An 18,802-nucleotide genomic window follows, 5' to 3' on the forward strand; every position below is an offset into this window, starting at 1 on the left:
CATGAAGGGGAGGGAGAGAATCAGGCGAGCCGTTCCCAGCCCAGAGGGCGCAGGGCTTCCATCGGGCGGAACTTCGCCTTGTAGTCCATCTTGGGCGAACCCTGCACCCAGTAGCCCAGATAGACGTACGGCAGGCCGACCATGGCGGCCTGGCGCAGGTGGTCCATGATGGCGAACTGGCCCAGGCTGCGGCGCTCCAGATCGGGGTCGAAGAAGCTGTAGACCATCGACAGGCCGTCGTGCAGCAGGTCGGTCAGGCAGACGCCGACCAGATCGCCGGGGCCGTCGTCGTCGGCGGGCATACGGTATTCGATCAGGTGGGTGCGAACCGCCGTATCCTCGACCATCGAGACATAATCGGACCAGCCCATGTCGCTCATGCCGCCACCGGGGTGGCGGGCGGTCAGGTAGCGGCGCAGCAGGTCGAACTGCTCCATCGTCGCCTCGGCCTCGACCAGGTCGCGCGACAGGTCGGCGTTGCGGTTCAGGATCTTGCGCTGGGACCGGGAGAAGGCGAATTCGGCCACCGGGATGCGCACCGAGACGCAGGCGGCGCAGGCCTCGCAGGCCGGACGGTAGGCGATGTTCTGGCTGCGACGGAAACCGGCCTGGGTCAGGGCGTCGTTGACGTCGGCGCCGTCGCTGAAGGGCAGGTTGGCGAAGACCTTCCGCTCGTACTGACCAGGCAGATAGGGGCAGGGGGCGTTGGCGGTCATGAAGAACCGCAGCTGTCGGGTCGGGAAATGCTGGGTCACGGCGTCAGGTCCGTTTCGGTGCTCGCCGGGCTGATCTTCATCCGCCGATTTGGCGCGCAACCGAGGGATTTCGCAAGCGCCGTGAGAGCGGCGCTTGCGGTCACAGGCTGGTGTCCGTGGGCAGGACCGGCGCCTCGCGCAGCAGGACGATGGCGATGCGGCGGTTGCCGGCCAGTGAAGGATCGTCGGGATAGAGGGGGTCTGAGCCGGCCTTGCCCGCCACCGAATAGACCCGGTCGGCGTTCACGCCCGCGCCTTGCAGCGTCAGGCGCGAGGCGTCGGCGCGGGCGGAGGACAGCGACCAATCGCCGGCGCCGCTGGCGCGGCTGGAGCCGGCGACGGCGCTGGTGTGGCCGGTGATCGAGATGCGGTTGGGCAGCTGGTTGATGACCTTGGCGATGGCCCGCAGCAGCATCTGGGCGCGCGGGTTGGGGCGCGAGGAGCCGTTCTCGAACATTGAGCGGCCTTCCTGATCGACCAGCTGGATGCGCAGACCCTCGGGCGTCTGGTCGATGATCAGCTGTTTCGACAGCTCGGCCAGTTCGGGCATGGCCTGCATGGCCTGACGCAGGGATTCGGCGGCGCTGGCGAAGTCGGCGGCCTCGCGCCGGGCGATCTCGGCGCGCAGGGCGGATTCGCTGGCGGCGGACAGGTTGGTGCTCTGGCCAGCTTCTTCGGGCGATTCCGGGGCCTCGGGCGCCAGTTGCTCGACCATGGCCATGGAGCCGGAGCTCTTGGCGCCGTCGTCGCCCAGGGCGGTGCCGCCCAGGATGCCGCCGGAGCCGGAGGTCGAGGCCGAGACGTTGGCCGGGGCGAAATACTCGGCGATGCCGCGCTTCTGCTCCGGGTCGGTCGTGTTGATCAGCCACATCAGCAGGAAGAAGGCCATCATGGCGGTCACGAAGTCGGCGTAGGCGACTTTCCACGCGCCGCCGTGGTGGCCGCCGGCGACCACCTTTTTCACCTTCTTGATGAGGATCGGGCGATCGCTCACGGACATGGGCAGGCCAATCTTAACGTCGTCTGTTAGCCGTGAATCCCACGCCGCCCGTTAAGAAGCGGTTGCGGCGCGAACGTTTCCGGGTGCGACCTTGCCGCGCAGCGACCCACGGCTTAGGTCAGGCCTGTGACCATGACCTCATCTTCTTCTGAATTCGACGCCAAGGCCTATCGCAAGGCGCTGGGCGGTTTCGCCACCGGCGTCTGCGTGGTGACGGCCCATACGGCCGAGGGGCCGCTGGGCATCACGGTCAACAGCTTCACCTCGGTGTCGCTGGACCCGCCGCTGGTGCTGTGGTGCATGGATGTGAAGTCGGATCGCCATGACGCCTTCGCCGGGGCCGAGCGGTTCGCGGTTCATGTCTTGCCGGTCGAGGATCAGGCCATGTCGGATCGCTTCGCCTGGGGCGTCTGCACCCTGTCGGACGACGAGTTCGAGGTCGGCGATCCGGCCCCGCCGCGTCTGCGCAACGCCGTGACGCGGCTGGACTGCACCACCCATGACCGCATCGTCATGGGGGACCATCTGGTGATCGTGGGCCGGGTGGCGGCGTTCGACACCCATCCAGGCGACGCCCTGACCTATTTCCGCGGCAAGTACGGGCAGGCGGTCGATCCGGGGGCGTGAACCTTCTGTTCGTCATCCTCCGGCAAGCCGCGCAGCGGCGCTAACCGGGGGACCCAGCGGCGCCGAAGGCGATCTCTACTGCAAGTGCGGCGCGTGGGCTTTCGCCCTCCGGGCGCCGCTGGGTCCCCCGGTCTCGCTGCGCTCGCCGGAGGATGACGGAAGTGGGATTTACGCCCCCAGCAGTCTTGCCGCCTTGGGCGCGAAGTAGGTGAGGACGCCGGAGGCGCCGGCACGCTTGAAGGCGTGCAGGGTTTCCAGGATGGCGCGGTCTTCCTCCAGCCAGCCGTTGGCGATGGAGGCCTGCATCATCGCGTACTCGCCGGACACCTGATAGGCGAAGGTTGGGATCTTGAAGGTCTCGGAGACCAGCCGGACGATGTCGAGATAGGGCAGGCCCGGCTTGACGATCAGGGCGTCGGCGCCCTCGGAAATGTCCATCGCCACCTCGCGCAGCGCCTCGTCGGCGTTGGCGTAGTCCATCTGATAGGTCTTCTTGTCGCCGGTCAGGGACTTGGACGAGCCCACCGCGTCGCGATAGGGGCCGTAGAAGGCCGAGGCGTACTTGGCCGCATAGCTGATGATCAGGGTGTCGGGCAGGCTGTTGGCCTCCAGCGCCTCGCGGATGGCCTGGACCCGGCCGTCCATCATGTCGGAGGGGGCCACGGCGTCGGCGCCGGCGTGGGCGTGGATGAAGGCCTGTTCCACCAGACGTTCGATGCTGGCGTCGTTGAGGATGCGGCCGTTCTCCATGACGCCGTCGTGGCCGTGGTCGGTGTAGCAGTCGAGCGCCACGTCGGTCATGACGCCGATCTCGGGCGCGGCGTCCTTGATGGCCTTGATGCAGTCGGGGATCAGGCCGTCGGGGTCGCTGGCGGCGGTGCCGACGCTGTCCTTGATGGCGCCGTCCACGTTCGGGAACAGGGCGATCATGGGGATGCCCAGGTCGCGGGCCTCGACGGCGGCCTTGGCGGCTTCTTTCGGGGACAGGCGGAAGACGCCCGGCATGGAGGCGACCGGAACGCGATCTTCGGCCCCGTCGTGGACGATGATCGGCCAGATGAGGTCGGCCGGCGTCAGGGTCGTCTCGGCGACCAGCCGGCGCACCCAGGGTTGCGAACGCAGGCGACGCGGGCGGGCGTAGGGGAAGGCGGCGGGGGCGAGGGGCAGGGTCATGAAGGGCGGCTTAGAACAAAGCGGGGAGCGAGGCAAAAGGCGAACTGTCCACCCGTGGTCGCCCCACCCAACCGCTCATCCCGGCGGACGCCGGGATCCAGTGCTTTGGCTTCGGATTGGTCGTTTGAAGTTCGCACTGTTGCACTCTCTGGACATTAGCGATGCGCGCGTAGCTCTTACTGGATCCCGGCGTCCGCCGGGATGAGCGGAATGTGGGGCGCTGAGGCATCACCAAGGTGACGCGCGGGCGGCCAGCCGCTAGAAGCGCCCCGAACGCCCCGTCAGAGGGCCAGAGTCGGGAGCATAGATCATGGACTTCGCCCTCAACGACGACCAGCGCGCGATTCAGGACGCGGCGCGGGCCTTCGCCGACGCTGAGTTGGCGCCGCATTCGGCCCGGTGGGACGAGGACAAGCATTTCCCCGTCGATGTAATGAAGTCGGCGGCGGAGATGGGCTTCTGCGGCATCTATACCGGCGAGGAGCACGGCGGCATGGCCCTGGGCCGGGTCGAGGCGGCGGTGATCTTTGAGGAGCTGTCGCGCGGCGACGTGGCGACGGCGGCCTTCATCTCGATCCACAACATGGCGACGTGGATGATCGACAAGTTCGGGTCTGACGACCTGCGCTCGCGCTTCGTGCCGTCGCTGACGACAATGGACAAGATCGCCAGCTACTGCCTGACCGAGCCGGGTTCGGGCTCTGACGCGGCGGCGCTGCGGACGACGGCAGTGCGTGACGGCGACCATTATGTGCTGAACGGGTCCAAGGCTTTTATCTCGGGCGCGGGGACGTCGGACGTCTATGTCGTCATGGTCCGCACGGGCGGCGAAGGGGCCAAGGGGATCAGCGCCGTGGTGGTCGAGGCGGGGACGCCCGGCCTGTCGTTCGGGGCGCAGGAAAAGAAGATGGGCTGGAACGCCCAGCCGACCGCCATCGTCAGCTTCGACGATTGCCGCATCCCGGTCGCCAACCTGCTGGGCGAAGAAGGCGCGGGCTTCAAATACGCCATGGCTGGTCTGGACGGCGGGCGCCTGAACATCGCCGCCTGTTCGCTGGGCGGGGCGCGGTTGGCGCTGGAGACGGCGCAGGACTATGTCGCCACGCGCAAGCAGTTCGGTCAGGCCATCGGCCAGTTCCAGGCGCTGCAATTCCGACTGGCCGACATGGCGACGGACCTGGAGGCGGCGCGCCTGATGGTGCTGCGCGGGGCCTGGGCCATCGACAACGATCACCCGGAAAAAACCAAGTGGTGCGCCATGGCCAAGCGACTGGCCACAGACGCCTGTTTCCAGATCGCCGACGAGGCGCTGCAACTGCACGGCGGCTATGGCTATCTGAAGGACTATCCGCTGGAGCGGATCGTGCGCGACCTGCGGGTTCACCGCATCCTGGAAGGCACCAACGAGATTATGCGTGTCATCATCGCGCGGGAGCTGGCGCGATGAACGGTCAAGTGAGCGAACCCGAAGTCATCACCCGTATCGAGAGCGGTGTCGGCCGCATCACTCTAAACCGGCCCAAGGCGATCCATGCGCTGAACCGGGGCATGTGCGAAGCGATAATCGAGGCGTTGCTGGCGTGGCGCGGCGATGAGGCTGTGCGCTCGGTGCTGATCGACCATGCAGGCGAGCGCGGTTTCTGCGCCGGGGGCGACATTCGCATGATCGCCGAGAGCGGGGCGGGGGATGCGTCGGAGGCCAGGGCCTTCTTCAAGACCGAGTATCAGCTGAACCATCTGATGTTCGAATACCCCAAGCCGATCTCGGCCATCGTCGACGGCATCGTCATGGGCGGCGGCGTGGGGATCAGCGAGCCGGCGGATGTTCGCATCGCCACCGAGCGCACCACCTACGCCATGCCGGAGACGGGCATCGGCCTGTTCCCCGACGTGGGCGGGGGCTGGTTCCTGTCGCGGCTGCCGGGGCAGACGGGGGTCTGGCTGGCGCTGACCGGGGCGCGGCTGAAGGCGGCGGATACGGTGGCCCTGGGCATCCACACCCATTTCGTCGAGAGCGGCGCGACGGCGGCCTTGAAGGACGAACTTCTCGCCAATCCGTCTGACCCCAAGGCCGTGGCTGACCGCGTGTCGGGCGAGCCAGGCCCGGCGCCGCTGGACGCGCACCGCGAGGCCATCGACCGGCTGTTCGCCTTTGACACGGTCGAGGACATCTTCGCCGCGCTGGAAGGCGATGGCTCGGAGTGGGCGCTGAAGCAGATTGAGACGCTGAAGACCAAGTCGCCGCAGTCGCTGAAGATTTCGCTGCGCCAGATCCGCACGGGGGCGGGCCTGTCCTCCTTCGCCGATAACATGGCGATGGAATATGCGCTGGGCGGCCGGGTGGTGCGCACCCACGACTTCCAGGAAGGCGTGCGCGCCGTCATCGTCGACAAGGACAATGCGCCGCAGTGGTCGCCCGCCGACCTGTCGGGCGTCAGCGACGCGACGCTGGACGCGCTGTTTGCGCCCTTGCCCGCCGACGAGGCCTGGTCGACGCTCTGAAAACGGCGCTGCGGCGCAACATTTGTTGTTCCAAGTCGCCTTGAGAGCTATCTAGGCGAAATGAGTAAGCGCTGGACCCCTGAATCCTGGAGAAACAAGCCCGTCGTGCATATGCCGACGGACTATCCTGACATGGCCGAACTGGCCCGTGTCGAAGACGAGCTGCGGGCCATGCCGCCCCTGGTGTTTGCCGGCGAGGCCCGCAAACTGACCCAGCACCTCGCGCAGGTGGAGGCGGGGAACGCCTTCCTGCTTCAGGGCGGCGACTGCGCCGAGAGCTTCAAGGAGTTCTCGACGGACAACATCCGCGACACCTTCCGCCTGATCCTGCAGATGGCGGTGGTCCTGACCTTCGCCGGGCGCAAGCCGGTGGTGAAGGTGGGCCGTATCGCTGGTCAGTTCGCCAAGCCGCGCTCGTCGCCGCTGGAAGAGATCGGCGGCGTCGAGCTGCCGTCCTATCGCGGCGACATCATCAACGGCATGGGCTTCACGCCCGAAGAGCGCGTGCCCGATCCGCAGCGCCTGCTGAAGGCCTATAACCAGTCGGCCTCGACGCTGAACCTGCTGCGCGCCTTTGCGGGCGGGGGCTATGCCGACCTGTACAATATCCACCGCTGGACCCTGGGCTTCGCCGACAATGGCGCGGGCGCGGCCTATCGCGAGTTGGCTGACAAGATCACCGAGGCCCTGGCCTTCATGGAGGCGGTCGGCGTCACGCCCGAGACGCATCCCGACCTGTCGCGCGTCGAGGTCTTCACCAGCCACGAAGCTTTGCTGCTGAACGTCGAGAGCGCCCTGACGCGTCTGGAAGGTTCGACCGGCGAATGGTTCGACACCTCGGCTCACATGCTGTGGATCGGCGAGCGCACCCGTCAGCTGGACGGGGCGCATATCGAATTCATGCGCGGCATCTCGAACCCGATCGGCGTCAAGTGTGGGCCGACGATGACGGCGGAGGATATCCTGCCGCTGATCGACGCCCTGAACCCGAACAATATTCCGGGCCGTCTGACCCTGATCGGCCGTTTCGGCCACGACAAGGTCGGCGACCGTCTGCCGGCCCTGATGCGGGCGGTGAAGGCCGAGGGCAAGCGCGTCATCTGGTCGATCGACCCGATGCACGGCAATACGCTGAAGGCCGCAAACGGCTACAAGACCCGGCCGTTCGACCGCGTCATGGGCGAGGTCCGCACCTTCATCGACGTGGCGGAGGCCGAGGGCGTTCACCCCGGCGGCGTTCACCTGGAAATGACCGGCCAGAACGTCACCGAGTGCATCGGCGGCGCCCAGCCTGTGACAGAGGACGAGCTGTCGAGCCGCTATCACACCCACTGCGATCCGCGTCTGAATGCGGATCAGGCGCTGGAGCTGGCCTTCCTGGTGGCGGAACGCCTCAAGGCCGGGCGTCAGGCCCGCGCCGAGGCCGCGTGACCTCGGCGGTCGAAAACGAAGGCTCGGGCTGCGTCGCCTATCAGGGCGCGCCCGGCGCCTTCAGCCATGAAGCCTGCCTCGACCTGCGCCCGTGGGACGAGGCGGTCGGGTTCGAGACCTTCCAGGGGGCGATTGACGCCCTGTTGTCCGGCCAGTGCCAGTTTGCGCTGATCCCGGTCGAGAACTCGACCGTCGGCACGGTCGAGCCCGCCGCCAGTCTGGTGCGTGAGGCGGGGCTGGTCGTGGTCAGCGAGGCCTGGCGACCGATCCGGCTGGCCTTGCTGGGTCTGCCCGAAGCGCGGCTGTCGGACATCAGGACGGCCGAGAGCCATCCCGTGGCCTTGCAGCAATGCTCCAAGGCGCTGGGCGAGCTGAAGATCACCTCGGTCGAGGTTTTCGACACGGGCGGCGCCGCCGCTGCCGTGGCCGAAGCCGGCGATCTGACCCGCGCGGCGGTCGCGCCTGCACGCGCCGCCGAGGTCTATGGCCTGTCGGTTCTGCGCAACGATTTGCAGGATTTCAGCGACAATCGGACGCGATTTGTCCTCCTCAGTGCGCCTGGGGCTTGACCGCGCACAGAGTTTGCGCGCTTAAGAAGGGATCGGATCGACCCTGATCCTGAAACCGGACCGGATTCATGTCCTCGCTGCGCGCACAACTGACCCTTGAAACCACCACGCGCGCGGTGGCCGGCTTCTATTTTGGCTACGGCTATTACGGCTTTCGATACGCCGGCTGAGGCGTCGGGCTTCTAACCAACCCTGACAGTCTCGCTGGCGACCGCTTCTCCCGAGCGGCCTCTGCACGCGTTCCTGCCTGATGTTCGGCGGACGCGATCTCCCCATCGAAATTCCATGCCGAAAGCCCAATCCCATGCCCAATTCCAATATCCAGCAAGTCTGGCCCGCTGAATCCGCCGAGCTGAGCCCCGAGCAGAAGGCGCTGGCCGCTCTGCGCGCCGAGATCGACAGCCTGGACGACCAGATCCTTGAACTGTTCGAGCGCCGTCTGGCCGTCGCCGCCCAGGTGGGCAAGGCCAAGGACGCGCCGACCGGCCCGCACACCAAGCTGCGTCCCGACCGCGAACAGGCCGTTCAGGCCCGCGTGCTGAAGCAGTGCGAACCCGAGAACCGCGAAGCGGTCGAGCACCTGTGGCGCGAGATCGTCGGCTGGGGCCTGGCCCGTCAGGGTCGGCTGCAGGTCCACGTCTGGGCTCCCATCGACCCGGCCAAGGCCGTGGACGGCGCCCGTCTGCGTTTCGGCGCCGCCGCCGACATCAAGCTGGTCCGCGACCCGCAGGCCGCGCTGGCGCACGCTGCCGAGGGGCATGGCGTGGCGGTGTTGTCGATCAATACTGACGACGCCTGGTGGATGGGTCTTCGTCGCGAATGGTCTATGCTGAGCGTCTTCGACGGCTACGGCGGCGACACCCCGACCTCGCTGGCCGTGGGCAAGATCGATCCGCCGGCCTTGCCGACGGGCCGCCGCGTGGTGGTGACGGTCGGCGGCGACGCCGGCGACGGTTCGGGCGCGCGGCGCTGGGGCCTGAACACCAACCACGGCTGGACCCTGGCCCTGACCGACGCCGACGTGGCGCCGGGCGACGTGGAAGGCTGCGTCGGCGCCATCGGCTGATCGCCACAAAAGGGAAGGTGTGAACGGGCGTTAAGCCTGTTCCTCAACCCTGTCTCAAAGAGCGGCGTCCACTGTGGAGGCATGAACGCTTCCGTCATCCTGCGGTTCGGATCGGTCGGCGCCCTCGCGGCGCTGCTGTCCGGCTGCGGCATGGCGGAGGCCGATCCCCACCGTTTCGAGGGCGTGGCGGACCAGATCGCGGCTATTCCTCTGACAAGCGAGGCTGAGCCAGCGAGGGCAACTGCCGCTTCGCGCAAGGACGATGAGCCGGCGCGGCGTCCGCTCAAGGTCGAGCTTCTGACCCCGCATCAGCTGTGGGACGCCCGCGACGGGCTGACGAGCAAGGCGGCGGCTGTCCTGCCGGCCCTGCCGCCGGTGTTTATTGACCCTGAAGCGCCGCCCGCCGTGCAGGCGGCGCAGCAACAGCAGACATCCAAGTCGCCACGGGCCGTCGCGGTCGCCGCCGCTGCGCCCGCCGTGCTGATCCAGCTGGGCGCCTATGCCAGCCAGGCCTCGGCCCAGGCGGCATGGGAGCGTCTGGGGCAGGGCAGCCACGGCCTGAGCCCGGTGTTCGAGCCGGTCGAGGTCAAGGGGCAGCGCCTGGTTCGGCTGAAGGTCCGGGCCGGATCGGCACAGGCCAAGGCGCTGTGCGAACGCGCGGCGGCGTCCGATCCCTGGTGCGTCCGGGCCGCAGAGGCGGCGTCGTCCACAGGCGCGGCTTAAGGTTTCGTTGACGACTGACGTCCTTGGCCCGATCTAGGGGTCCAGGGGCGGGCTGCGAACGGTTGAGTCGCGACCGTCGAAACATCGGGACTCATCATGGCGCAGCCTCAGGTCATCGTCATCGGCAATGAAAAGGGCGGGGCGGGCAAGTCCACCCTGGCCATTCACATCGTCACCGGCCTGCTGCACGCGGGCAAGAAGGTCGCCATCATCGACCTGGACCTGCGTCAGCGGTCAATGGAGCGCTTCTTCTCCAACCGTGGGGCGTGGACGGCGGCCAACGAACAGCCCCTGCCCATGCCGATCGTGCCGGACATGGGCGACGGCAAGGCCCTGGCCAAGGCCGACGAGGCCGAGCAGCTGGCGCGCTTTGACGCCGCCTATGCCGAGGCGCAAGGCGTGGCGGACATCATCCTGATCGACACGCCCGGCGGCGACACGGCCCTGTCGCGCGCCGCGCATGGCCGCGCCGACCAGATCGTCACACCGATGAACGACAGCTTCGTCGACTTCGACCTGTTGGGCGAGGTCGATCCGGTGACGCTGGATCTGAAAAAACCCTCCATCTATTCCGAGAGCGTGTGGGAGGCGCGCAAGCACCGCGCCATCACCGAGGGGCGTCAGGTGACGATCGACTGGGTCGTCGTCACCAATCGCCTGGCCGTGGCCGAGGCGCGCAACCGTCGTCGTCTGGAAGAGAAGATGATGAAGCTGGCCAAGCGCGTCGGCTTCCGCGTCGGGCCGGGTCTGCGCGACCGGGTCATCTATCGCGAGCTGTTCCCCTTCGGCCTGACGGTGGCCGACCTGTCGAACGACATCCGCCCGGTGTCCGTGTCGCTGGCCCACGTGGCGGCGCGTCAGGAACTGCGCAATCTGATGCAGTCCCTGGGTCTGGACGACGCCCAGGGCGGTTCGCTGGCCCCGCTGGACGCGGCCGCGGCCTGATCGTCGCATGGGCCTGATCTGGCTGACGCTGGCCGCCGTGGCGGTCTGGGCGCTGGCCCGTCTGGGACGGCAGACCGAGCGTGCGGGACGGGGGCACTGGCGCATCTCTGCGACCATCCTCAGCACAGCCCTGTTCGCGGGGGCGGTTCTGGCTGCGTCGCGCGGGGTCTGGCTGGCGACGATAGGACTGGCGGGAGCGGGGCTATGGCTGGCGGTGCAGTCGCGGGTTCGGACCGTGCCGCCGCGTGCGCCTGTGGCTGAGCGGCTATCTGAGGCCGAGGCGCGGGCCATTTTGGGCGTGTCCGCCGATGCGACGCCCGAGGCTGTGCAGGCCGCCTGGCGCCGCCTGATGGCACGGGCGCATCCTGATCAGGGCGGGACGGAGGGGCTGGCGGCGCGGGTCAACGCGGCGCGGGATCGGCTGCTCAAGGGCTAGGCGGAGCCGGAGTTTTCAATCGTCCCAAGCAACTTCACAAGCGAGGTATTCGCTTAGCACTATCCGCGCGACGGTAGGCCCGCCAAATATCGTCGCATAGCGATACCGATGTGGTTGGATTACCTGCCAACCGGGATTTCCGGTGGCAAGGCGAGTCATCATCCGGCAGCCCATCTCAGGCCAAATGGGCGGCAAGGAGATCGTCTCGAAAGCCTCCCTCTCGCTCAGGTGGAGGGTATGAAGTGGTTTAAACCAAATAGAACTCGGCTCATCCCGAAATACTTCGGACAGTTCGTATAGGATGTGTCCTTGGGCGAGCTTCTTTACGACGTTTTCGATGCGGCCCGTCTCGACGGAAAACGTAATGTAGCCATCTGCCTCTAGGCGGCTTTTCTCGATTCGGGCGCGAAGAGCTGGTTGCTCTCGAAGTTTTCGAGCAACGTTTGAACGGCGCAGTTTGTCTGGCTCCGTCGTTCCACTGATTGCGCAGTCCAGCAGGCAGGCGAGGTACTCCTCATCCTGTGAGAAGCCTTCGTTGCACGGTTGGCAAGCACCTACGACCGGAAGGTCTGCGGGCAAAGGTGTGTCGAGCAGCACCTTGGAAGGGGCGTGGTCGCGTGTGGTCTTTTCGCCGCCGCAGTAGAGGCAGCCCAGAGTAAGTCTGTAATCAGAATAGTCTGGGACGCTGCCCAACTACCCCACCTTCACCCGCGTGGCGGCTTCGGGCAGGTCCTCGCCGAAGGCGCGCTGGTAGAACTCGGCGATGGTGGGGCGTTCCAGTTCGTCGCACTTGTTCAGGAAGGTCAGGCGGAAGCTGAGGGCCAGGTCGCCGCCGAAGATGATGGCGTTCTGGGCCCAGGTGATGACCGTTCGCGGCGACATGACGGTGGAGATGTCGCCGTTCATGAAGGCGTTGCGGGTCATGTCGGCGACGCGGACCATGGCGGCGATACGGCGCTTGCCCTCGGCGTCGTTCCACTCGGGGATCTTGGCGGCGACGATCTCGGCTTCGACGTCGTGGTCGAGGTAGTTCAGCGTGGTGACGATGTTCCAGCGGTCCATCTGACCCTGGTTGATCTGCTGGGTGCCGTGATAGAGGCCCGAGGTGTCGCCGAGGCCGATGGTGTTGGTGGTCGAGAACAGGCGGAACCAGCGGTTCGGGCGGATCACGCGGTTCTGGTCCAGCAGGGTCAGGCGGCCTTGCGCTTCCAGCACGCGCTGGATCACGAACATGACGTCGGGACGGCCTGCGTCGTATTCGTCGAAGACTAGGGCGACCGGGCGTTGCAGCGACCAGGGCAGGATGCCTTCGCGGAACTCGGTGATCTGCTTGCCGTCCTTCAGGACGATGGCGTCCTTGCCGATCAGGTCGATGCGGCTGATGTGGCTGTCCAGGTTCACGCGGACCAGAGGCCAGTTCAGGCGGGCGGCGACCTGTTCGATGTGGGTCGACTTGCCGGTGCCGTGATAGCCCTGAACCATGACGCGGCGGTCAAAGGCGAAGCCGGCGCAGATGGCCAGGGTGGTCTGCGGATCGAAGCGATAGGACGGGTCGATTTCGGGCACGTGGCTGTCGCGCGTGTCGAAGGCGGGCACGATCATGTCGGAATCGACGCCGAACGCCTCCCTGACCGTCACCTTGCGGTGCGGCTCCAGCGTGACCAGGGGATCGGGCGAGGCGTCGAGGGGAGAGGTCATGGCACCCATCTAGTGCCCTCGCGCGCGCGGCTCAACACGCGCGCGAGGAAACTGAGCGGTTATTCCGCCGACAGGGCCACATCCACGTTGCCGCGCGTGGCGTTGGAGTAGGGGCAGACCTGGTGCGCCTTCTGGATCAGGTCGTCGATGACCGCCGGATCGAGGCCGTGGTCGGTGATCTTGAGCGAGACGTCGAGGTTGAAGCCTTCGCCGCGCGTGTTCTTGCCGAAGCCGACGCCGGCGGTGACTTTCGTGTCCGGGCCGACCGGGGTGCCCGCCTTGCCGGAAACCAGCCGCAGGGCGCCGAGGTAGCAGGCGGCGTAGCCGGTGGCGAAGAGCTGTTCGGGATTGGTCCCGTCGCCGCCCTTGCCGCCCATCTCGGTCGGGACGGACAAGCGGACGTCGATCTTGCCGTCGTCGGTGGCGGAGCGGCCTTCGTCGCGGCCGCCTCCCGAAGCTGTGGCGTGGGCGCGGTACAAGACTTCCATCAGGTGACTCCTTTGGGGATCCAAGGAGTCGGATATGGGGCTCAGTCGTTCAGAAACAACGGTTCTGTGATTCGTGTGATCCACAAGGGGGTGTTAACAATTTGTCCATAACTTCCGTCGGGGAAGAGCAATGAATACGTACACGCAGTACTTTTGCTATGTCTATGACGCGCCAGAAGGCACGCCCCTGATGCTCGCGCTGGATGCGGACAGCCTGCCTGAAGCCGTCAGCGAAACGCGCCGCATGATGCTGGGCGAAAACGCGGACAGCGCCTTTGCGGAAATCTGGGACGGGACCGGCGAGAACGTGGTGACGCGCATCGACGGCGCGTCCCGGTCAGGGGCAGGCGGCCTGTTGCGCTCGCTCAGGCGTGCCCGGCCTTTTTCAAGACTTTCCAGGCCTTGATGACGGCCTGAAGCTTGGCTTCAGCGCCGCGGTCGCCGCCGTTGGTGTCCGGGTGGAAGCGTTTCAGCATCTCGTGATAGCGGGCCTTGATGGCCGCCTTGTCAGCCCCGGGCTTCAGGTCGAGGTCGGTCAGGGCCGCCAGCTCGATCTTGCCGATACGGTGGACTTCGGGCGCGGCAGGACCGGCCTGATCCTGGGTGCGGCGACCGAACAGGCCGAAGCTGTCGCGCCAGGAACCCGCGCCCTCGGTGTTGGCCGTGCCCATCTTGGCGGCGAAGGCGGCGGCTTCGCGCGTGTTCTTGCCGGCTTTCATCTCCCAGGTCGGGCGACCGCCGGTCATGGCCTCGTTCTCCTGAGCGGCGCGGACCTGAGCCTCGTTCATGCCGGCGTAGAAGTTCCAGCTCTTGTTGTACTGGCCGGCGTGCGTCTGGCAGAAATCATAGAAGTCGGCGAGCTGCTCGCGCGACTTCGGCGCCTTGGCGGTTGCGGGACGGGTGCAGTCCGGCCACTCGCACGACTTCTCGCCCTTCTTGCGATGCAGGACGTCAGCCGCAGCCGCCTTCTCCTCATCGGACTTGGGCGGCTTCACGCGGATGTCGGTGAAGCGGGGTTTGTATTCAAATGACGCGGACATCGGCCCAAGTGTAAGCTTGATTTGGACAGCTTCAAGGAACGACCGATGTCAGACGGCCCGATTGCCACACTTATCCGCGAAAAACTGACGGCGGCGTTCGCTCCGCAACGGATCGATCTGGAAGACGATAGCTGGAAACACGCCGGACACCATCACGAAGGCGGCATGGACGCCAAGGACGGCGGCGAGAGCCATTTCCAGCTGACCATCGTGTCTGACGCTTTTGAAGGGCAGGGGCGTGTGGCCAGGCAAAGGGCGATCAACGCGGCTTTGAAAGAGGAGCTGGCCGGACCGGTTCACGCCCTGGCGGTGCGCGCCCTGACGGTCGCGGAAGCGGAGCGCGTTTGACGCCTTTTTCGTCCTGATACGTAAAAAAACGTATTCATCTCGTCTTAGAGACTTCGGCCTAGCGTCCGCCCGGACTGATTTGCAATGGCGGGGGCGTGCGAATGGTGGGGGATGGGATCAAGGGGCTGGACGGGCAGGCGCCCGGCGAGGCTGCACAGGCGCTGACCGCGATCCTGCAGACCCACTATCTGCGCTATCTGATCATCGTCAGCTGGGCGGTCGGCGTCATCGCCACCGTCGGTCTGGTCCCTGGCCTGCTGTGGTTCGCCGCCACCCTGGCCGCCGGCGCTCTGCGCGGCGAGGTTGAAAAGCGCGTCAGCCAGCAGGTCGGCGCCGGGTGGGGCATGGTCTTCCCAGCCGTGGCCACCGTCACGACGGCGGTCTGGGCCGTGGCGCCGCTGATGGCCTGGTTCTCGCGCGCTCCCTTTGGTCATGAGCTGGCCATCGCCCTGCTGGTGTCGGGCTATGTGCTGGTCTTCGCCCAGCTGCGCAGCTCGCCGCGACAGGCGATCATGATTTCATCGCCCTATGGTCTGGTTGCAGCGATCATCGCCGTCAGTCTGGTGGGCGGGCCATTGTTCTGGCCTTTCGTGGCCGTGGTGCCGTTTACGGCGGCCAGCCTGTTTGTCCTGGTGACGATGACGGTGCTGCGGGAAGAGCGTATCCGCGCCTTCCAGGAGCATCAGGCCCATCTGATCGAGGAACTGGAGACGGCGCGCGACAAGGCGGATGCGGCCAATGAGGCCAAGTCCAGCTTCTTGGGCGTCATCTCGCATGAACTGCGCACGCCGATGAACGGGGTGCTGGGCGCGGCCCAACTGCTGAGCGCCACCCGGTTGGAAGGTACGCAACGCGAATATCTGTCGATCATCCGCAACTCGGGCGACAATCTGCTGAGCCTGCTGAACGACATTCTCGACATGACCAAGATCGAGGCCGGCAAGATGAGCTTCGATGTCGTGGATGTGCAGGTCGACGACCTGCATCGTCGGATTCTCGGGCCGTTCGAGGCGCAGGCCGAGGCCAAGGGGCTGACGCTGACCTCGGCCTTCGAGGGCGAACTGCCGGCGGTCGTGCGCGGCGACCCTTTGCGGGTGTGCCAGGTGGTGCAGAATCTGTTGTCGAATGCGGTCAAGTTCACGGATCAGGGCGAAATTCGCTACATCGTGCGCGGCACCCGTATTTCCGATCGCCGGGTTCGGTTCGACTTCTCCGTCACGGATTCCGGTTCGGGCATCTCGCGCGAAGATCTGGATCGGCTGTTCCAGCCCTTCACCCAGGTCGACAACTCTTCCACGCGCCGTTTCGGCGGCACGGGACTGGGTCTGACCATTGCGCGACGCATGGCGCAGATCATGGGGGGCGACATCACTGTGGCGTCGCGTCTGGGCGAGGGGTCGACCTTCACCCTGTCGATCGAGGGCGAAGTGGTCGAATGGAGTCACGCGGAGCCAGCCGAGATCATCGACGCCGCCATAGACGGCGGCGACCACATGGATGTGCTGGTGGTCGAGGATCACCCCGTCAACCGCATGATCCTGGAGGCCTGGATGGGGTCGGCGGGACACCGCACAAGCACGGCTGAAAACGGGCAGCTGGCCGTCGATTTGGCCCGCAGCCAGCGCTTCGACCTGATCATCATGGACGTCAACATGCCGGTCATGGACGGGTTGACGGCGACGCGTCTGATCCGTGAGGGGCGAGGCGTCAATGCCGATACGCCCATCGTCGTCCTGTCGGCCTCGGCGCGAATCGAGGATCACGAGGCGGGGCTGGCCGCGGGGGCGGACGCCTATCTGAACAAGCCGATCGACTTCCGCAGCCTGGCCAATCTGATGGCTCAGGTTCCGGGAGGGCGGTCGGCCCTGCATCAGGCCGCCGAGACGGTGGAGGAACCGGCGGCCGCGGCCTGATCGGTCGCCGAACGCGCCAGCCTGTCGAAGCGGGCTGTTTTTTCAGCGCCGGATCGGGGTCTTTCGGTGAAAGCCTGACGCGCGGGGCTTCCATTCGCGGGGGCAGGCGCTAGACCCAAGGGCATGTCTTTCCTGCATGAAACCCTGACGCAGACGGTCGCCGCCGGTGAAAAGCGGCTGACGGTCGACGCCGCCATTCTGGCCAAGCTGGCGGACATGGCCGGCGATCTGGCGATCAACCTGACGATTGCGGCGCTGATCTTCGCCGCCACCCTGTTCATCGCCCGCTGGGCGTCGGGGGTGACGCGGCGGGTGCTGGGACGGTTGCGGGCCTTCCGTCACGATCAGACGGTGCTGAGCTTCGCCGCCCAGGTCGTGCGGGTGGTTGTCATCATCATCGGCCTGATCGCCGTGCTGCAACGCCTGGGCGTGCAGACGACCTCGATCATCGCGGTTCTGGGCGCCGCCTCGCTGGCGGTCGGTCTGGCCTTGCAGGGCACGCTGTCGAACGTGGCGGCGGGGGTCATGCTGCTGATGCTGAGGCCCTATCGCGTGGGCGAGGTGATCGACGTCGGCGGGGCCTCGGGCACGGTGCAGAAGCTGGACCTGTTCACGACCCAGCTGTCGAACGCCAACAACCACAAGATCGTCATCCCCAATTCCAAGGTCCTGAGCGACGTCATCATCAACCTGACGGGTCAGCGGACGCGTCGGATCGAGATCAAGTTCACCGTCGGGTACGGTGAGAATCTGAAAGACGCCTGCGACGTGCTGGCCGGCGTGGCCGTGGCCCATGCCAAGGTGCTCAAAGACCCGACGCCCTGGACCGGGGTGACGGCCCTGCTGGACAGCGCGGTGGAGATTACGCTCCACGCCTGGGTCAACGTCGGCGACTGGTGGCAAGGCCAGGCCGACCTGATGCAGAGCGGCAAGGAGGCGCTGGACGCCGCCGGGATCGAAATACCCTTCCCGCACCAGGTCGAGGTGCCGGCCAAGGACGCCCAATTCGCCCGCGTCGTCATGGCGCCGGCAGAACAGGAAGAATGACGCGTGCGCTACGACTTCGGATCGGACAACACCGCCGGCATGGCGCCGGACGCCCTGAACGGCTTGGTCGCCGCCAACAGCGGTTTCGCGCGGGCCTATGGCGCAGACGAGACGACCGCGCGGGCCGCCGACCAGATCCGTCAGCGTCTGGACGCCGACGCCGAGGTGCGCTTCGTCTTCAGCGGCACGGCGGCCAACGCCATCGCCGTCTCCATGCTGGCCCAGCCCTATGAGGCGGTGCTGACGCATCACGCGGCCCACATCTGCACCGATGAGACGGGTGCGCCGGGCTTCTTTGGCCAGGGCGTCGGCCTGATCGGCCTGCCGGGCTATTCGGGCAAGATCGACGGCATGGCTCTGCAAGCCGCGCTGGACGAGCCGGTCGTGGGGCACCGCCAGCCGGCGGCGGCCTTGAGCGTCACCCAGGCGACGGAATACGGCGCGGTCTATTCCGAGGAGGAACTGCGCCACCTGATCGAGCCGGCCAAGCAGGCGGGCCTGGGCGTCCACATGGACGGGGCGCGGCTGGCCAATGCGGCGGCGGCGGGGTTCGACCTGAAGGACATTCCGCGTCTGGGCGTCGATGTTCTGGTGTTCGGCGGGGCCAAGGCGGGCGCCAACAGCGCCGAGGCCCTGGTCATCTTCAACAAGAGCCTGACGCGGCGCATCGACAACCGACTGAAGCAGGCCGGGCAGACCGCGTCCAAGGCGCGGTTCCTGGCGGGGCCGATCCTGGGGTTGCTGGAATCGAACGCTTGGGAGACCGGCGCGGCGCACGCCAACCTGATGGCCCAGCGTCTGGCCGACGGCATTGAAGAGCGTTCGCCCTTCGTCCTGGCGCACCCGGTCGAGTCCAACGCGGTCTTTGTGCGGATGCCGGACGAGGCGCATCAGCGTCTGAACGCCCTGGGCTGGGCCTGTTATCAGTTCGACGACGGGTCGGTGCGGTTCGTCTGCTCCTGGGCGACGACCGAAGGCGCGGTGGACGAACTGCTCGAAGCCATCGCGAGCCTGAACTGAATGCCGGTTTCGCTCCGGCCA

General features: G+C 66.6%; 21 protein-coding genes. 14 read left to right on the plus strand and 7 right to left on the minus strand.

Features of this window, described 5'->3' with window-relative positions:
• Positions 1-20: 20 nt before the first annotated feature.
• Positions 21-755 (minus strand): arginyltransferase, encoded by a 735-nt coding sequence (locus HX774_RS00005; protein WP_178823118.1) that lies wholly within the window; start codon positions 753-755, stop codon positions 21-23.
• 100 nt (positions 756-855) lie between these two features.
• Entirely contained in the window at positions 856-1,755 is a 900-nt protein-coding gene (locus HX774_RS00010) for a flagellar motor protein MotB (protein WP_178823120.1), read from the minus strand.
• Positions 1,756-1,887: 132 nt separating this feature from the next.
• Between HX774_RS00010 and HX774_RS00015 the strand changes: the two genes are divergently transcribed.
• On the plus strand, positions 1,888-2,382 hold the full coding sequence (locus tag HX774_RS00015; RefSeq protein WP_178823122.1) for a flavin reductase family protein: 495 nt from the start codon (positions 1,888-1,890) through the stop codon (positions 2,380-2,382).
• 168 nt (positions 2,383-2,550) lie between these two features.
• Here HX774_RS00015 and hemB read toward each other — a convergent pair whose 3' ends face one another.
• Positions 2,551-3,555, minus strand: a complete 1,005-nt coding sequence (gene hemB, locus HX774_RS00020; RefSeq protein WP_178823124.1) for a porphobilinogen synthase — start codon at positions 3,553-3,555, stop codon at positions 2,551-2,553.
• A gap of 310 nt (positions 3,556-3,865) precedes the next feature.
• Between hemB and HX774_RS00025 the strand changes: the two genes are divergently transcribed.
• The 8 genes from HX774_RS00025 to HX774_RS00060 all read left to right on the plus strand — a co-directional run bounded on the left by HX774_RS00025 (position 3,866) and on the right by HX774_RS00060 (position 11,227).
• Positions 3,866-5,002, plus strand: coding sequence for an isobutyryl-CoA dehydrogenase (locus tag HX774_RS00025; RefSeq protein WP_178823126.1), 1,137 nt, complete (start codon positions 3,866-3,868; stop codon positions 5,000-5,002).
• Positions 4,999-6,057, plus strand: coding sequence for an enoyl-CoA hydratase/isomerase family protein (locus tag HX774_RS00030; RefSeq protein WP_218650180.1), 1,059 nt, complete (start codon positions 4,999-5,001; stop codon positions 6,055-6,057). Before HX774_RS00025 ends, HX774_RS00030 begins: the two co-directional genes overlap by 4 nt.
• Before the next feature lie 60 nt (positions 6,058-6,117).
• Positions 6,118-7,488 carry a class II 3-deoxy-7-phosphoheptulonate synthase gene (locus tag HX774_RS00035; RefSeq protein ID WP_114816948.1) on the plus strand — a complete coding sequence of 457 codons (1,371 nt, stop codon included), beginning with the start codon at positions 6,118-6,120 and terminating at the stop codon, positions 7,486-7,488.
• Entirely contained in the window at positions 7,485-8,057 is a 573-nt protein-coding gene (locus HX774_RS00040; RefSeq protein WP_178823128.1) for a prephenate dehydratase domain-containing protein, read from the plus strand. The genes HX774_RS00035 and HX774_RS00040 overlap by 4 nt, the downstream gene beginning before the upstream one ends.
• 304 nt (positions 8,058-8,361) lie before the next feature.
• The gene (locus tag HX774_RS00045) at positions 8,362-9,123 is read left to right on the plus strand and encodes a chorismate mutase (RefSeq protein ID WP_178823130.1); all 762 of its coding nucleotides are present in this window, start codon (positions 8,362-8,364) and stop codon (positions 9,121-9,123) included.
• 81 nt (positions 9,124-9,204) lie between these two features.
• Positions 9,205-9,846: an SPOR domain-containing protein gene (locus HX774_RS00050; RefSeq protein WP_178823132.1), complete on the plus strand. Its 642-nt coding sequence runs from the start codon at positions 9,205-9,207 to the stop codon at positions 9,844-9,846.
• 96 nt (positions 9,847-9,942) lie between these two features.
• Positions 9,943-10,791, plus strand: a complete 849-nt coding sequence (locus HX774_RS00055) for a division plane positioning ATPase MipZ (RefSeq protein WP_114816952.1) — start codon at positions 9,943-9,945, stop codon at positions 10,789-10,791.
• Between the two features lie 7 nt (positions 10,792-10,798).
• A complete protein-coding gene (locus tag HX774_RS00060; protein ID WP_178823134.1) occupies positions 10,799-11,227 on the plus strand; it encodes a molecular chaperone DnaJ in 429 nt (142 codons plus the stop codon).
• 15 nt (positions 11,228-11,242) lie between these two features.
• Here the strand turns inward: HX774_RS00060 and HX774_RS00065 are convergent, their stop codons facing one another.
• Genes HX774_RS00065 through HX774_RS00075 form a run of 3 tightly spaced genes read right to left on the minus strand, consistent with a single transcriptional unit; the run spans position 11,243 to position 13,413 of the window.
• Positions 11,243-11,920 carry a hypothetical protein gene (locus tag HX774_RS00065; RefSeq protein WP_178823136.1) on the minus strand — a complete coding sequence of 226 codons (678 nt, stop codon included), beginning with the start codon at positions 11,918-11,920 and terminating at the stop codon, positions 11,243-11,245.
• Positions 11,921-12,925 (minus strand): cobaltochelatase subunit CobS, encoded by a 1,005-nt coding sequence (gene cobS, locus HX774_RS00070; RefSeq protein WP_370523192.1) that lies wholly within the window; start codon positions 12,923-12,925, stop codon positions 11,921-11,923.
• Positions 12,926-12,984: 59 nt separating this feature from the next.
• The gene (locus tag HX774_RS00075) at positions 12,985-13,413 is read right to left on the minus strand and encodes an organic hydroperoxide resistance protein (protein WP_178823140.1); all 429 of its coding nucleotides are present in this window, start codon (positions 13,411-13,413) and stop codon (positions 12,985-12,987) included.
• Between the two features lie 190 nt (positions 13,414-13,603).
• On the opposite strand from HX774_RS00075, the gene HX774_RS00080 reads away from it, so the two are divergent.
• Positions 13,604-13,819, plus strand: a complete 216-nt coding sequence (locus HX774_RS00080) for a hypothetical protein (RefSeq protein ID WP_178823142.1) — start codon at positions 13,604-13,606, stop codon at positions 13,817-13,819.
• On the opposite strand, the gene HX774_RS00085 is transcribed toward HX774_RS00080, so the two are convergent.
• Complete coding sequence (locus tag HX774_RS00085; RefSeq protein ID WP_114816958.1) at positions 13,779-14,453, minus strand: J domain-containing protein; 675 nt, start codon at positions 14,451-14,453, stop codon at positions 13,779-13,781. The genes HX774_RS00080 and HX774_RS00085 overlap by 41 nt on opposite strands.
• 45 nt (positions 14,454-14,498) lie before the next feature.
• On the opposite strand from HX774_RS00085, the gene HX774_RS00090 reads away from it, so the two are divergent.
• The 4 genes from HX774_RS00090 to HX774_RS00105 all read left to right on the plus strand — a co-directional run bounded on the left by HX774_RS00090 (position 14,499) and on the right by HX774_RS00105 (position 18,781).
• Positions 14,499-14,801, plus strand: coding sequence for a BolA family transcriptional regulator (locus HX774_RS00090; RefSeq protein WP_178823144.1), 303 nt, complete (start codon positions 14,499-14,501; stop codon positions 14,799-14,801).
• 101 nt (positions 14,802-14,902) lie between these two features.
• On the plus strand, positions 14,903-16,714 hold the full coding sequence (locus tag HX774_RS00095) for an ATP-binding protein (protein WP_178823146.1): 1,812 nt from the start codon (positions 14,903-14,905) through the stop codon (positions 16,712-16,714).
• Positions 16,715-16,837: 123 nt separating this feature from the next.
• The gene (locus HX774_RS00100; RefSeq protein WP_178823148.1) at positions 16,838-17,761 is read left to right on the plus strand and encodes a mechanosensitive ion channel family protein; all 924 of its coding nucleotides are present in this window, start codon (positions 16,838-16,840) and stop codon (positions 17,759-17,761) included.
• A gap of 3 nt (positions 17,762-17,764) precedes the next feature.
• The gene (locus HX774_RS00105; protein WP_178823150.1) at positions 17,765-18,781 is read left to right on the plus strand and encodes a beta-eliminating lyase-related protein; all 1,017 of its coding nucleotides are present in this window, start codon (positions 17,765-17,767) and stop codon (positions 18,779-18,781) included.
• Positions 18,782-18,802: the final 21 nt, after the last annotated feature.

Origin of the sequence: Brevundimonas sp. P7753, from assembly GCF_013386595.1 — a bacterium.
GTDB classification, from domain to species: Bacteria; Pseudomonadota; Alphaproteobacteria; order Caulobacterales; family Caulobacteraceae; genus Brevundimonas; species Brevundimonas bullata.